13 protein-coding genes are annotated in these 14,644 nt (G+C 28.4%); 7 read left to right on the top strand and 6 right to left on the bottom strand.

Annotated features, from left to right (window positions below):
* Positions 1 to 65: 65 nt before the first annotated feature.
* Positions 66 to 833 carry a tetratricopeptide repeat protein gene (locus BW723_RS12060; RefSeq protein WP_068364388.1) on the bottom strand — a complete coding sequence of 256 codons (768 nt, stop codon included), beginning with the start codon at positions 831 to 833 and terminating at the stop codon, positions 66 to 68.
* A gap of 113 nt (positions 834 to 946) precedes the next feature.
* On the opposite strand from BW723_RS12060, the gene recF reads away from it, so the two are divergent.
* Both recF and BW723_RS12070 read left to right on the top strand, forming a co-directional pair.
* A complete protein-coding gene (gene recF / locus BW723_RS12065) occupies positions 947 to 2,026 on the top strand; it encodes a DNA replication/repair protein RecF (RefSeq protein ID WP_068364385.1) in 1,080 nt (359 codons plus the stop codon).
* An 88-nt stretch (positions 2,027 to 2,114) separates the two neighbouring features.
* Positions 2,115 to 2,411 carry a DciA family protein gene (locus BW723_RS12070; protein ID WP_068364382.1) on the top strand — a complete coding sequence of 99 codons (297 nt, stop codon included), beginning with the start codon at positions 2,115 to 2,117 and terminating at the stop codon, positions 2,409 to 2,411.
* Positions 2,412 to 2,571: 160 nt separating this feature from the next.
* Here BW723_RS12070 and lacZ read toward each other — a convergent pair whose 3' ends face one another.
* The 3 genes from lacZ to BW723_RS12085 all read right to left on the bottom strand — a co-directional run bounded on the left by lacZ (position 2,572) and on the right by BW723_RS12085 (position 7,509).
* Positions 2,572 to 5,799, bottom strand: coding sequence for a beta-galactosidase, LacZ type (lacZ, locus tag BW723_RS12075; RefSeq protein WP_068364379.1), 3,228 nt, complete (start codon positions 5,797 to 5,799; stop codon positions 2,572 to 2,574).
* A gap of 211 nt (positions 5,800 to 6,010) precedes the next feature.
* Positions 6,011 to 6,430: a nucleoside-diphosphate kinase gene (locus BW723_RS12080; protein ID WP_068364376.1), complete on the bottom strand. Its 420-nt coding sequence runs from the start codon at positions 6,428 to 6,430 to the stop codon at positions 6,011 to 6,013.
* Between the two features lie 47 nt (positions 6,431 to 6,477).
* Positions 6,478 to 7,509, bottom strand: a complete 1,032-nt coding sequence (locus BW723_RS12085) for an alkaline phosphatase D family protein (protein WP_068364372.1) — start codon at positions 7,507 to 7,509, stop codon at positions 6,478 to 6,480.
* 78 nt (positions 7,510 to 7,587) lie between these two features.
* Between BW723_RS12085 and BW723_RS12090 the strand changes: the two genes are divergently transcribed.
* The 5 genes from BW723_RS12090 to BW723_RS12110 are packed head-to-tail and all read left to right on the top strand — an operon-like array spanning position 7,588 to position 11,616.
* Positions 7,588 to 8,616, top strand: coding sequence for a DHH family phosphoesterase (locus tag BW723_RS12090; protein ID WP_068364369.1), 1,029 nt, complete (start codon positions 7,588 to 7,590; stop codon positions 8,614 to 8,616).
* Between the two features lie 16 nt (positions 8,617 to 8,632).
* Positions 8,633 to 9,136: a gliding motility-associated peptidyl-prolyl isomerase GldI gene (gene gldI / locus BW723_RS12095; protein ID WP_237150092.1), complete on the top strand. Its 504-nt coding sequence runs from the start codon at positions 8,633 to 8,635 to the stop codon at positions 9,134 to 9,136.
* A 10-nt stretch (positions 9,137 to 9,146) separates the two neighbouring features.
* Positions 9,147 to 9,872, top strand: coding sequence for an FKBP-type peptidyl-prolyl cis-trans isomerase (locus BW723_RS12100; protein WP_068364365.1), 726 nt, complete (start codon positions 9,147 to 9,149; stop codon positions 9,870 to 9,872).
* Positions 9,873 to 9,875: 3 nt separating this feature from the next.
* Positions 9,876 to 11,033: a peptidylprolyl isomerase gene (locus tag BW723_RS12105; protein ID WP_068364362.1), complete on the top strand. Its 1,158-nt coding sequence runs from the start codon at positions 9,876 to 9,878 to the stop codon at positions 11,031 to 11,033.
* A gap of 1 nt (position 11,034) precedes the next feature.
* Positions 11,035 to 11,616 (top strand): phosphatase PAP2 family protein, encoded by a 582-nt coding sequence (locus tag BW723_RS12110; protein WP_068364359.1) that lies wholly within the window; start codon positions 11,035 to 11,037, stop codon positions 11,614 to 11,616.
* 3 nt (positions 11,617 to 11,619) lie between these two features.
* Here BW723_RS12110 and BW723_RS12115 read toward each other — a convergent pair whose 3' ends face one another.
* Together BW723_RS12115 and BW723_RS12120 are read right to left on the bottom strand one after the other, a co-directional pair.
* On the bottom strand, positions 11,620 to 13,281 hold the full coding sequence (locus BW723_RS12115) for an ArnT family glycosyltransferase (protein WP_068364356.1): 1,662 nt from the start codon (positions 13,279 to 13,281) through the stop codon (positions 11,620 to 11,622).
* 32 nt (positions 13,282 to 13,313) lie between these two features.
* The gene (locus BW723_RS12120; protein ID WP_068364353.1) at positions 13,314 to 14,525 is read right to left on the bottom strand and encodes a peroxiredoxin family protein; all 1,212 of its coding nucleotides are present in this window, start codon (positions 14,523 to 14,525) and stop codon (positions 13,314 to 13,316) included.
* Between the last annotated feature and the right edge of the window lie 119 nt (positions 14,526 to 14,644).

Consider the following 14,644-nt stretch of genomic DNA (forward strand, 5'->3'; position numbering starts at 1 on the left):
TGTTTAGTTTTCAGTCTTCAGTTTGCCATTTACTGCTTTCTGTTAACTGAAATACTGCTTACTTATTATTGCGCATATTTTGCTGCATTGATAAATTTTTCTACATCTCTACCTTGATCAGATTTTGGGTAGCTTTCTTTAATTTTAGAAAATAAATCTTCTGCTTTACTGTATTCTTTTAAATTCATAGCAGTTTGTCCTGCTTTGTATAAAAATAAAGGAGTTGTAAAATCGTTTGTTTTTTTATTAGCCGCTTTTTCATAATATTCTAAAGCATCTTCTTCTTGATCAATATCAGAAAAAGCATCTCCAATTGCACCTAATGCAACAGGACCTAACATTTCGTCATCAGAATCAAATTTGCTTAAAAATTCGATGGCTTTATCATATTGTTTCATTTGTAAATAAGAAACACCAGCATAATAATTTGCCATATTTCCTGCATCTGTACCACTGTAAGAATCTGCAATATCTATAAAACCATATTTACCATCAGCACCTTCTAAACCTAGAGTTAAAAGAGAATCTATACCAGAACCAGCAGTTGCTGCTTCATCAAAATATTTTCGAGGAAAAGCCAATTCGTTAGATGCATCTAACTCATTTGGTTCTACTATATATTTATTATACCCTAAAAAAGCTAAGAAAACAACAACAATTGCTACTAAAGCACCAAATAAAACTTTGCTATTTTTTTCTATCCATTGTTCAGATTTAGAAGCAGTTTCATCTAAAGTATTAAATACTTCAGCAGTTGTGCTTTCCATATTTTCTACTTGTTGTTCTTCTTGTTTATTCTTAGGTTTGTATCCTCTCTTCTTGTATGTTGCCATATTTCCTTAAAAATTAGTGGCGCAAAAATAGTTTTTTTAATTGGATTTTAAAAGCGGTTATTTCGCAAAATTTTCAATAATTTGCAATCCGTTTTTAATCTAGTTTTTTATACATGTATTTACAGAAAATTTCTATTGTAAATTTTAAAAATATCGAATCGCAAACCTTTGATTTTCAGGAGAAAATAAATTGTTTTGTGGGTAATAATGGTGTAGGTAAAACCAATGTTTTAGATGCAATTTATTACTTGTCTTTTACCAAAAGCTACTTTAATTCTGTGGCTGTACAGAATATTAAACACGGTGAAGGTTTTTTTATGATAGAAGGTAATTACCTTTTAAATGATAGAATTGAAAAAATTGTTTGTAGTTTAAAAAAGGGACAAAAAAAGGTTTTAAAGAGAAATGAAAAAGCTTACGGAAAATTTTCTGAACATATAGGTCAGTTTCCTTTGGTAATCATTTCGCCTGCAGATCGAGATTTGGTTACAGAAGGTAGTGATACGCGTAGAAAATTTATAGATGGTGTAATTTCTCAACAAAATAAATCGTATTTACAAGATTTAATTGCTTATAATAAAGTATTAAGTCAGAGAAATGCTTTGTTAAAATATTTTGCTGCTAACAGAACTTTCGATGCTTTGAATTTAAGTGTTTACGATGAGCAATTAGCTAATTATGCAAGTAAAATTTATAAAATAAGAAAGGCTTTTTTAGAAGAGTTTATTCCTATTTTTAATAATAAATATCAAATAATTTCTGGTGATAAAGAGCAAGTAAATCTGAATTATAAAAGTCAGTTACACGATTTTAATATGGAAGATTTATTAAAGAAATCCTTAGAAAAAGATAGAGTAATTCAATATACGACCTCAGGGATTCATAAAGATGATTTAAGTTTTGAGATTGGAGATTATCCTATTAAAAAGTTTGGTTCTCAGGGTCAACAGAAATCATATTTAATTGCTTTAAAATTGGCACAGTTTCAGTTTATAAAACAACAATCTAAAGTTACACCTATATTATTGCTAGATGATATTTTTGATAAATTAGATGAAAACAGAGTTGCACAAATTATAGACTTAGTAAATAATGATGAATTTGGACAGATTTTTATTACTGATACGCATTCTGATAGAACAGAGAATATTTTAAAACAAGGTGATAAAGAATATCAGATTTTTAAGCTGTAGTTTACCTATTTTGAACTTGGCAGTAATATTAAAAAATTAAATAATAATTAGTGAAAGGCAAATAGCCAAAAACTAAAAGTTAAGAATAATGGCAAAGAGAGAAAACGATTCCTTTTCGATAGAAGATTTAATGAAAACCTTTATCAAAGAAAATAATTTGAGCAAAGGAATGCAAAAATTAAAAGTAGAAGAAACTTGGAATAAAATGATGGGGCCAGGAGTTGCTACGCATACTACTTCTGTAAAATTGCAAAATAAGACTTTAATTATTCAATTAAAATCTTCGGTTTTAAGAGAGGAATTAAGTTACGGAAAAGATAAAATCATTAAAATGATGAATGAAGAATTAGGAGAAACTATTATAACTAAATTGATGTTGGTTTAAATAAAAAAATGTTCAATAGAGCAATTTGAATAATTGTTTTTTATTGAGTTTTCTGTTTTTTTTAATCTTAATCTTTATGATTTTGATCAATTTATAGATAAATAAAAAAAGGATTACAATATTTTATTGTAATCCTTTTTTATGAATTTTAATTTATCAATTATTTTAATGGCTCAATACTAAAACTATAAGAATATTCTTTTGGTGTAATTCTGTATTCTTTGTGTGGTTCAGCTCTTTTAGACCAAGTATTATCTCCACCAACTCCCATTTGAATTAAATCGATATTTACCGTCAATTCTTTTCTTTCTTTAAGTTCGTTAGTGTGTGTTGCCTTTTCAATGTTTTTAGTACTATAAGGCAAAACACTAAAATTTAGGGGTTGTAAACCTTTGATTAACAATCCTTTTTTACGACTATTTTCTAGTTGAAACCATTTTGTACCCATATGATTACCATATTCTTGGGGTAAAACATACATATAATTCATAGTTAAAGCGTTCTCTTTAAACAACCCAAAATGAGAAGCAGTATTTCTATCAGAATAATTTGCTTTTGGTCCTTTACCTAGATAAGTTATGTTTTTATACTGATTAGCAATATCAAATTGCATTCCTATTTTCGGAATGTTTGGTGCATTTTTATCAATATTTGCCTTGTAATCTGTAACCACTTTTCCATCACCATAAATGGTATAACGCAATATTATATCAGTTTTTGGTTGATCTATTTCTCCAGTAATAGTTACAATAACGATTCCTTTTTTATTTTGATTGATATTTGCAGTTGTAACCTTAAAATTATCTGCGGCATTTAACCAATCTCTTTCTGATGTTTGTTTTTTGGCTCTTCTGTAAGCAGCATCATTTTCTGTTTCTGGTCTCCAGAAATTCAATTGCAAAGGAGCTTCAAAATAACTTACATTCTTGTAAGCATATTGATTAATAGTACCCTTTTTCTTATCAATTCTAATATTTAAGTTTTTATTATTGATGATTATTAAAGCATCATTTTCATTAACATTTAAACTTGGGTAATTTTTAGATTTACTTTTTTTGATTTCTGTTTGATTCGGGATTAAAAATTGCTCTTCAAAAACCGTATAATTAGCATCTGCCCATAGAGTTTTCTCTTTTAAGTTTCCTTTAAAATTGATGTAATAATCGCTATTACCTTTAAGCTTTAATTTCTTTAAATCAATTTTGAATTTTTTAGTTTCGTAAGGAGCTAAAGTTAAATCATTAACAGCACCAGAAAGAATGCTTATTCCATCTTTTTCTACATTCCAAATAAAATTATAATTACTTAAATGAGTTGTTTGATGTCTGCTTGTAATTTTAAAAGTTCCTTGTAAAACATCAATTTTAGAAATAATTATAGGCTGATTTACTTTTTTACACTCATAAATTTCTGGTTTAGGAGTTCTATCTGCAGCAATAATTCCGTTAATACAAAAACTACCCGAATTTGGTTTGTCACCAAAATCGCCACCATAAGCTAAAAACTCAGTTCCATTTTCATCTTTTTTTACAATTCCTTGGTCAATCCAATCCCAAATATATCCACCTAAAGCTCTATCATACTTGTAAATTACATCCCAATATTCTTTCATATTACCAACAGAATTCCCCATTGCGTGTGCATATTCGCACATTAAAACCGGTCTTTTGTCAAAACTTGTATTGTTTATTAAAGATTCATATTCAGAAGGTTGTGGGTACATTCTACTTAACATATCTACATATTGAGGATCTGTAGGGTTTCCTTTTCCGTGATTATAATAATTAATTTTATAGTCTTTATGAGTAGGATCTCCTTGTGCACCTTCGTAATGTATAAAACGAGTAGGGTCGTAGCTTTTTATCCAGCTAGCCATTGCTGCGTGATTTGGTCCAGTACCAGATTCGTTACCTAAAGACCAAAATACAATACTTGGATGATTTTTATCTCTTTCTACCATTCTTACAGCACGTTCTAAATACGCATTAGACCATTCTGTAACATTGCTTAATTTTCCTCTAACTCCATGCGTTTCTAAATTAGCCTCGTCCATTACATAAATTCCGTATTTATCACATAAATCATAAAAATATGGGTCATTAGGATAGTGAGAAGTTCTTACAGCGTTAAAATTAAATTGTTTCATTAATTTAACATCTTCTTCCATTTCTGCTCTGGTAAGGGTTTTTCCGTTTTTCATATGATGATCGTGTCTGTTAACACCAATCATTTTTACAGGATTTCCATTTACTAAAAAACGACCTTTATCATCGAATTTTGTTTCTCTAAAACCAATTTTTGTACTTACAAACTCAATTGTTTTACCATCATCATTAGTTAAGGTAAAAATTGCAGTGTATAAATACGGATGATCTGAAGACCATTTTTTAGGCGATTTTACTGGGATTTCAATTAAACTTCCAAAATAGACATTGTCTCTCTGTGGATAAAATTCTCCAAAATAATCACCCAATTTCATTTGATGAGAAACACCAATATCATTTCCATTTTCATCATAAAGTTTGGTTGTTAATGTCCAGTTATCAACAGTGGTTTTAAGAGGTGCATCACCAAAATGACCAACTTTTTTTAAATATTTGTTTTTGATATTTGCAATTATTTTAGGTCTAACTTTAAGAGTGGCATCTTTATAACCTTCATCTAAATCTGTTTGTACAAAGAAATCTGCTAAACGTACTTTTGGTACAGCTTTTATATAAACTTCTCTTTCAATTCCGCTTAAACGCCAGTGATCTTGCGCTTCTAAATAACTTCCATCAGACCATCTAAAAACTTTTACAGCAATTTTATTTTTACCTATTTGAGTATATTTTGTAATATCGAATTCAGATGATAATCTTGTGTCTTCACTATAACCCACAAAATTTCCATTTACCCAAACATAAAAAGCAGAAGAAACACCTCCAAAATGAAGAATTAAATCTTTTTCAGACCAATTTTCATCAATCTCTATTTCTTTGATATAATGACCAACAGGATTATCAGAATGATTTATAAAAGGAAAATCACTAAAAAACGGGTAAGTAGAATTCGTGTAAATTGGTGTTCCGTAACCTCTCATTTCCCAGTTTGATGGTATATCAATGGTTTTCCATTTAGAAGCATCATAATTCGATTTGTAAAAATCATTTATAGCATCTACAGGTTTTTTAACCCAGAAAAAGTTCCAATCTCCGTTTAAGGATAAAAAGTTTTCTGAAGCCTCTCTGTTATCACTTTTTGCTAATTTTTCAGTTTCGTAACTGTAAAAAGTAGCTTTAGATGGTAATCTGTTTATTTGATTTACATTCGGATTTTCCCAATCATTTTGTTGGGCTGTTAAATTGATAGAAATTAAAAATAGAAATAAAAGTTTCTGGATTTTCATAAATACAATAGTTTATAAATCAAAAGTAATTTTAATTACAGATAAAGTAGAAAACAAATGATTTATAGAGTATGTTAAATGTTCTTTTAGAAAATAAGTTTTTTATTTAGTGTGTTGATTTTTAGGTTTTTGAATTATTTTAAAGCAAAAAAAACTCATAACCAAAAGGTTACGAGTTTTTAAAAATATTATTTTGAACTTTAATTCTAAATTAGAATTGCTCTCTACCAGAAAAGTGAAAGTTTCCTTCGATTTCAGCATTTTCATCAGAATCAGAACCATGAACAGCATTTTCTCCCATAGAAGTTGCATATAATTTTCTGATTGTTCCTTCAGCTGCATCAGCAGGGTTTGTTGCACCAATTAAAGTTCTAAAATCTTCAACTGCATTTTCTTTTTCTAAGATAGCAGCAATTATTGGTCCTCTTGTCATGAACTCAACTAATTCTCCAAAAAACGGACGCTCATTATGCACAGCATAAAAAGTTTCTGCATCAGCTTTCGTCATTTGAGTTTTCTTTAACGCTACAATTCTAAATCCTGCAGCATTAATCTTTTCTAAAATTGCACCAGTGTGTCCGTTTTCTACAGCATCTGGTTTAAGCATTGTAAATGTTCTATTTGTTGCCATTTTCTATAATTTTCGGCAAAAGTACATTTTTTAATGTTAATAACAAGTTAATGATATACTTGTATTAATTCTTGTTGCAATATGTTGTCTTTCCCTCTCATCTGCATCGTAATTTTATTTTTATCAAAATTAAATTTTAACACCCCAAAACTAATTTTAGAAATAACTTTTTGTATTCTATATTGATTGGGTTCAGATGTAAAACCTTCATAAGAATGTGTTAATCCACTAGATGTAAAATCGATTAAAGGGTAGGATAAAGCATCAACAATAGTTTTAGAAAATTCAGAGATATGCCTGTCTCCAGAAAGTAATAACACTTTTTTTGCTTTAGATTCTTTAATTATTTTTTTTAGTTGATCTACTTCATGCGGAAAATTTCCCCAAGTTTCAAAACCGTGTTCAGCAGATAAAACTTGTATGCTGCTTACAATTACATTAAAGTCTGCCTTAGAATTTGTTAATTCAGATTTCAACCATTTCCATTGAGTATCACCCAAAATGGTACCTTCTCCATATTTATTTGGGGTATATCTTTTTTTTCCTTTTGCCTCTGTTAAGGCTGTTCTATGATATCTAGTATCTAAGATAATTACTTTAACACTTCCTTTTTCTGTCTTAAATTCTTTAGAATGATAAACTCCAGATCTTGTTCTTCTTTCACTTTTTTTATCAACATTTAAAAAATCTAAAAATAATTGTTGAGCTTCTTTCTTTTTTGGGAATTCAGTTCCACCATCATTTATACCATAATCGTGATCATCCCAAGTAGCCATAATAGGCATACTATTTTGTATGGTTTTATATTCTTCTTGGTTTAATAATATATTATAATCCTTTTTCATTTTATGCATATTTTCTGTGTCTGAGTAAATAATATCTCCACCCCAAATCCATAAATCCGGATTATTTTTGTGAACTTCTTGCCATAAAACATTGGTTTCGTTTTGTTTGTTGCAAGAACCAAAAGCAATAGTAAAATCTGCTTTACGAGTTGTAACTTGTTTTGAGTTCGTTTGCTTTGCTACACAAGAAAAAAGTATAGTGCTAGCAATAATGATTATAAATATTTTTTTCATTTTGATTTTAGTTTGCGCAATCAAATGTAGCAGAAAATATATTTTAATCAATGTTATTAAATTGTATATTCGCAAATTATGATTTTGAAAGGACTTGAAGATTTAAAAGGGTTTTTAGAAGAACCAAAAAAAATAGTAATTGTAGGACATAGAAATCCTGATGGAGATGCAATGGGTTCTACATTGGCTTTAAAGCATTATTTAGATAAAAAAGGACATAAAAGTACAGTTGTTATGCCTAATGATTACCCAGATTTTTTAAACTGGTTGCCAGGTACAGATTCAACTTATTTATTCGATTGGCAAAACAAACAATCTAAAAGAGCAATCAATAATTCTGATATTATTTTCTTGCTAGATTTTAATGCTTTGCATAGAGTAGGTAGTGATATGCAAAACACTTTAGAAGCATATAAAAATGATTTTGCTATGATAGATCATCATCAACAACCAGATGATGTAAAATACATGTATTCTGATACTGAGATTTGTTCTACTTGTCAAATGGTGTATCAATTTATTGAAATGAATAACGATTTAGATGTAATTGATGCCAATATTGCTACTTGTTTATATACAGGTATAATGACAGATACAGGTTCTTTTCGATTTAGATCTACCACAAGTACAACGCACAGAATTATTGCAGATTTAATTGATAAAGGTGCTGAAAACGATAGAATTCATAACAACGTTTACGATGCCAATTCTTACAATAGATTGTTGTTATTAGGGCAGGCATTAAGTAATTTACAGATTTTACCTAATTACAAAACAGCTTATATAACCTTAACTGATGCAGAAAAGAAGCGTTTCGATTTTAAAAAAGGAGATACAGAAGGTGTTGTGAATTATGCGTTATCGTTAAAAGGAATAATTTTTGCAGCTATTTTTATTGAAGATAAAGAGCAAGGAATTATTAAAATATCGTTTAGATCTAAAGGTAATTTTTCTGTAAATCAATTTGCCAGAAATCATTTTAATGGCGGAGGCCATGATAATGCAGCAGGCGGTAGGTCAGATTTACCAATGGCACAAACAATAACAAAATTCACATCTTTAGTTCCAGAATATCAACAAGAATTAGAAACCTCTTATGAAGCATAGTTTTTTGTTTTTTTTGATGTTAATTTGTTTTTCGTGCTCAAAAATTGAGCCTAGAAAACCAATTAATCCTAAACCATCTACCACACTTTATTTTGAAGCTATGCAACAAAATAAAATTTTAAATAGACAGGAAGATGATAAGATTTTACAAATCATAAAAAACGATTCTTTAAGTACTTATTATCAATCTTCAAATGGATTTTGGTACAAATACATCAACAAAATTAAAGAAGATTTACCAACGCCTAATAAAGGAAACGAGGTAACTTTTGAGTACAATATTACAGATTTAAGAGATTCTATAATTTATAGTAAACAAGAATTAGGAATTAAAACGTACGCTATAGATAAACAAGACATAATTTCTGGTTTACAAAAAGGAATAAAGTTGATGAAAATAGGAGAAACCATTACATTTGTAATTCCGTCTTATAGCGCTTTTGGTATTGCAGGCGATGGAAAAAAAATTGGAATAAATCAATCAATAAAAAGTACAGTAACATTAATAAATATTAAATAAACAAATAAAAATGAGAGTATTAAAAAATTTAGCAATTATTACGGTTTTAGGAACAATGGTTTCATGCGGAAATCAAGTAAAAAACGCAAGTTCTTTAGAAACTGAAATAGATTCAGCTAGTTACGCTTTAGGTATGGATATGGCTTTAAAAGTAAAAGCTAATTTTGATAAAGCAGATACAGATTTATTTTTACAAGGATATAGAAACGGAATCGATTCTACAAACTTGTTAATCGAAGAAAAAGACTTAAATAATTTTTTAAGAGTTTTCTTTCAAAAACAACAAGCAGAAAAAATGAAAGAGCAGCAAGCTAAAGCAGAAAAAGATGCTTTAATAAAATTTGCTGATAACAAAAAAGCTGGAGAAGAATTTTTAGCATTAAATAAAGTTAAAGATGGTATAGAAACTACAGAAAGTGGTTTACAATATATTGTTCTTAAAGAAGGTAAAGGAGAAAATATTAAGCCAACAGATAAAGTTAAAATTCATTATCATGGAACTACAATCGATGGTGAGGTTTTTGATAGTACAGTAGACAGAAAATCGCCATATACATCTAATGCAAATGTTTTTGTACCAGGATTTAATGAAGCGTTATCTTTAATGAAAGTAGGTTCTAAATACAAAGTTTTTATTCCTCAAGAATTAGCATATGGTGCACAACAAAGAGGACAATTAATTAAACCTTTTTCTACTTTAGTTTTTGAAATTGAAATGTTAGAAATTATAAAGTAATAAATGAAAAAATCAATCTATATTTTAGCTAGTTTCTTTTTAATTGTTGGTTGTCAATCTCCAAAATATAAAGATTTACAAGAAGGTTTGTATGCAGAAATACAAACAAATAAAGGCGATATTTTATTAGAATTGTATCCAGAAGCTGCACCAATGACGGTTGCAAACTTCGTTTCTTTATCAGAAGGTACAAACAATAGAGTTTCAGATTCTTTAAAAGGAGAAAAATTCTATGATGGAATTCGTTTTCATAGAGTTGTAAATAATTTTGTGATTCAAGGAGGAGATCCAACAGAAACAGGAAGAGGAACAGCGGGTTATAGATTTGGTAGTGAGTTTACTAAAGATGAAAATGGTAATTTGTTGAATAAACATGATGATGCAGGAATGTTATCTATGGCAAATGGAGGACCAGATTCTAACGGAAGTCAGTTTTTTATAACCCACAATCCTATTCCGCATTTAGATGGTAAACATACTGTTTTTGGTAAAACTACTGTAAACTCGATTCAATTAGAAGCTTTAAAAACTAAAATACAAGATTCTTTAGGCTTAGTAAAAGCGATCGATTCTTTAAGAATGGCGGTTGTAAATAGTATTGTGCAATTCGATACTATAAATACAATCGAAATTATTAGAATTGGTAGTAAAGCAAAATCCTTTGACGCTCCTGAAGTATTTGATGCAGAATTAATGAAATTTGCTAATAGTAAAAAGGATAGAGAAAAAGAAGTATTGAATGCAGAAACAGCAAGGTATTCTAAATATTTAGAAGATAAAGTTGCTTTTTTAGCTAAAATGGATGAAAGTAAAGCAAAAAAAACAAGCTCTGGTTTGCGAATTTTAATGCTTAAAAATAACCCATCAGGCGAAAAAGTAGTAACTAACAAACCAATTAAAGCGCATTTTACTTTGTATACTGCAGATGGTAATAAAATACAATCTACAGAAGATTCTGGTCAGCCATTTGTTTTTCAATTAGATGATGCAGAAAGACCAATGATTACTGGTTTTAAAGAAGGAGTTGCAGATATGAGAGTAGGTGAAAAAGTACGTCTTTTTATCCCTTATTATATTGGTTTTGGTGAGGCAAAATACGGTCCTTTCCCAGCAAAATCTGATTTAGTTTTTGAAGTAGAAATTTTAGAAATAAACAAATAATTTGTTCGATTTTATAATTCAAAAAGATCAAGAATTATTAATATTCTTTAATAGTTTAGGAAGTGAACAATGGGACCCATTTTGGTTGGCAATAACCAAGCAATTTAATTGGGCTCCATTGTTCCTTTTTGTTATTATTTTAATCTTCAAATTCTTCGGATGGAAACGTGGTAGTTTTGTAATATTATCACTTATAATTTTAGTAGCTTTTTCAGATCAGTTTGTAAATTTGATTAAGAATACCATAGAAAGATTAAGACCAAATAATAATCCAGAAATAAATCATATTATTAGAACTTTTTCTTATTCTCCTAAAGGATTTAGTTTTGTTTCTGGCCACGCAACAACATCTACATTTTTCTCTGTATTTGTAATTCTTTTACTTAGAGATAAGTTCAAATACATTTACTTTATTTTAATTTTTCCGCTTTTATTTTCTTTTAGCAGAATGTATTTAGGAGTACATTTTCCTTTGGATGTTACAATGGGCGCTTTAATTGGTTTTATACTTGCAAATTTATACTACTTGCTGTTTAATAAAGTAGATCAGAAGTTGTTCGCAAATCAAATTGCACAAGAGTAAAAGTTATTGAACTTCTACTAAATATCTGATTTGTAAAGTTTCTTTTCTGGTATCTTTATTTAGAAATTTATTGTTAATTCTACTTACATGAAAGTTTTCTATTTCTTTAATTATTTTAAAATTGACGTTCTGTCTTTTAAATATATTAAGTTCTTTACTATCAATATAAAAAATACGTCCTTTTTCTTGATGTATTTTTAAAGTATCAATTCTTTTAAAATTGCCCTTTAAATAATATTCAAAAGCAAAATGTCTATTAATTTTTTTTAATAAACTTCCTTTGCCTTCATAATTTTTATTTACAAAACGAGCTGCATTTACACCTCCTTGATAAGGTAAAATAGTAGGATAAAAAAAGGTGAATAGAAACGTATAAATATTTAAAAATAATACTGTAGAAACTAGAAATAATTTCTGAATTGAGTTGTTTTCAGATTTGTAAATTCCCCAGAATATAAAGATTGAGAATGCTAAAACAACTAAAAATAAAAAGTTGAATTCAGGTTGCATCACATAAAATAAAAAGCCAATCAATAAAATAGCAACCACGTTTTGAAACCATAAAATTACAGCATAACCTTTTGTATAAGAATTCTTGTTTTTACTCAATTTATCAATAAAATCAGCAACAATTATCGCCATAAAAGGAAATACAATATTGGTATAATGTGCTAATTGAAATTTACTCAAAGAAAAAATAAATATCGCTGATAAACATCCAAAAAGACTATAAAACTCTTCTTTCTGAATTACTTTTTTCAAATTTCTTTTTACTTTACTAAATGTTGCTATGTAAAAAAGGATACCAAATGGTAAAAATGCCCAAAGAATTGTGTGTAAAAAGAACGTTTTATCTCCAGTTCCTTTTATAGGTCCTGTGTTAAAAAAACGACCAAACTGACTGTCCCAAAAGAAAAATTTTAGCCCAGAAACATTGTGTTTACCAAATACTAGTTTCTCTGGATGCATATCAAACTGAACATACAATGTGTACAATTCTGGTAAAATAAAAATGAAAATCAGCAATGTTGCTAATAACCAAATAGGATTAAGAATTTCATTCCATTTTCTTTTTAATAATAATTCTCCTCCTAATGCAGCAACTATAGGAATCATTGCAAAAATACCTTTTGTCATAATTGCAAATGCAGAAAAAAGACAAGCAAAAATTAAATATTTTATTCGTTTGTTTTTTAAATATACATCAAAATAATAGAGGCTACTAATCATAAATGCTGTTAAATAAGCTTCAGCTCTTACATCAAAATTAGAAATAATACTATGTGTTGCAGTAGCTAAAATAATGGCAGCATAAATACCAGTTTTTGTATTGTAATTATTTTTTGTGAATTTATAAGTCGTGTAAATTCCGAAGAAAAAAATAAGAACTCCAGGTAGTTTGTATGCAAAATTGGTAACCCCAAATATTTTATAAGAAACGGCAGTAAGCCAAAAAGGTAAATGAGGTTTATCTAGCCAATCATTTCCTAATGAATAGAGATTAATAAAATCGTTATTTTCAGCCATCAATTTAGAAATGGACGCATATAAAGTTGCATCTGGTTCTAACAGATCTAAAGGAAGACCAATAATGGTAACAATTAAGATGAATACAAAAATTAAAAAAAAAAGATTATTTTCTTTTGATAAAAGTTTGGCTAACATAAGTTTGTGTAATTTTTTTTAATCTATTTATTCTATTCACTTAAAAGTTCTTGAACAAACTCTTCAAATTCTTTTTTAAATTCATGATACTTTTCATCAGTTGCAGGACCATTAAAACCAGTATGAATTTTTCTAACTTTTCGATTTTTATCCATAAAAATAGTGGTAGGATAAGAAATAATGTGGTTTAACATTGGTAATTTTCTTTGAGCTAAAGTTTTATCTGCAACTTTACCATATTGTGCTAATAAAACAGGATATTCTACCCCAACTCTTTCTTTAAAACGTTTAATTCGTTTGTAGGCAATTTCTCTGGTTTTAGCTACTTCAAAAGCTAAAGCAATTACTTGTAAATTTTCATTCGGATTTTCCTTTAAATACTTTACCAAATACTTGCTTTCATCTAAACAATTTGGGCACCAAGTTCCCATTATTTGAATAATAATTGTTTTGTCTTTAAACTCAGTATCACTTAAAGAAACAATTCTACCTCTTGTATCAGGAAAAGAGAAATCGAAATATTCGTAACCCTCTTTAATGTAGGTTAAATCTTCTTCTTTAGGTAACTCATAATCGTTGTTTAATTTGGCAGTAAAAGGCTCTTTCCAATGATTTCCTGAATAGAAAAATCCGTTCATAATTGAATCTGTAACCTTTGCTGTAAATAAAAATGCGTGAGCACCATCAAAAGTAGAAAGCTTTAAAGAATCACCATCAACAATACCTTCTAAATACCTATAATCTCCAGTTGTTGTTCTAAAAGTACCAGTTACTTTATTTTTTGTTTGATTAAAAATACCTTTTGCAATATATTTTTCATCAAGGTTGTCATCGCTAAAAACAGTTTCCCAATTACCAGAAATATTTACAGTTTCTTTTTTGATTGATGAAAATCGGACACTATCTTTTTGAGCTTCAAAAGGAACAATTCTATCTAAACTTGGTTTTATAAAACTTCCTTTTAAGGTATTATTTGCAATTTTAGCAATAATATAGCCTTCAAAAACAGGAGTTTGTATGGTAATAGAATCGTTTTTGTAAGAAATTTCATCAACAATAATTTTTTCATCAGCATTAATAATTGTGATTAAAGAATCGTTTTTAACTTCGAAAATAAAAGGCAATTCTTGGTTGTCTTGTACTTTTAAAATGGCTCTGTAAGTTCCTTTATCTATTTTGTTTTCTGTTTTTTTATCACAAGAAATAAATATTAAAATACTGATTATCAATAAAAAAAATCTCATTACAAATGCTTTTTTAGAAAAATCGAATTTACAATAATTTGTGAACATTATTGGGGGTAAAATTATAATGAATATGTTTAATTTAATCTTAAAATTGGTTAAATTCGCAGATTAAATAT

Origin of the sequence: Polaribacter reichenbachii, from assembly GCF_001975665.1 — a bacterium.
Taxonomy (GTDB): domain Bacteria; phylum Bacteroidota; class Bacteroidia; order Flavobacteriales; family Flavobacteriaceae; genus Polaribacter; species Polaribacter reichenbachii.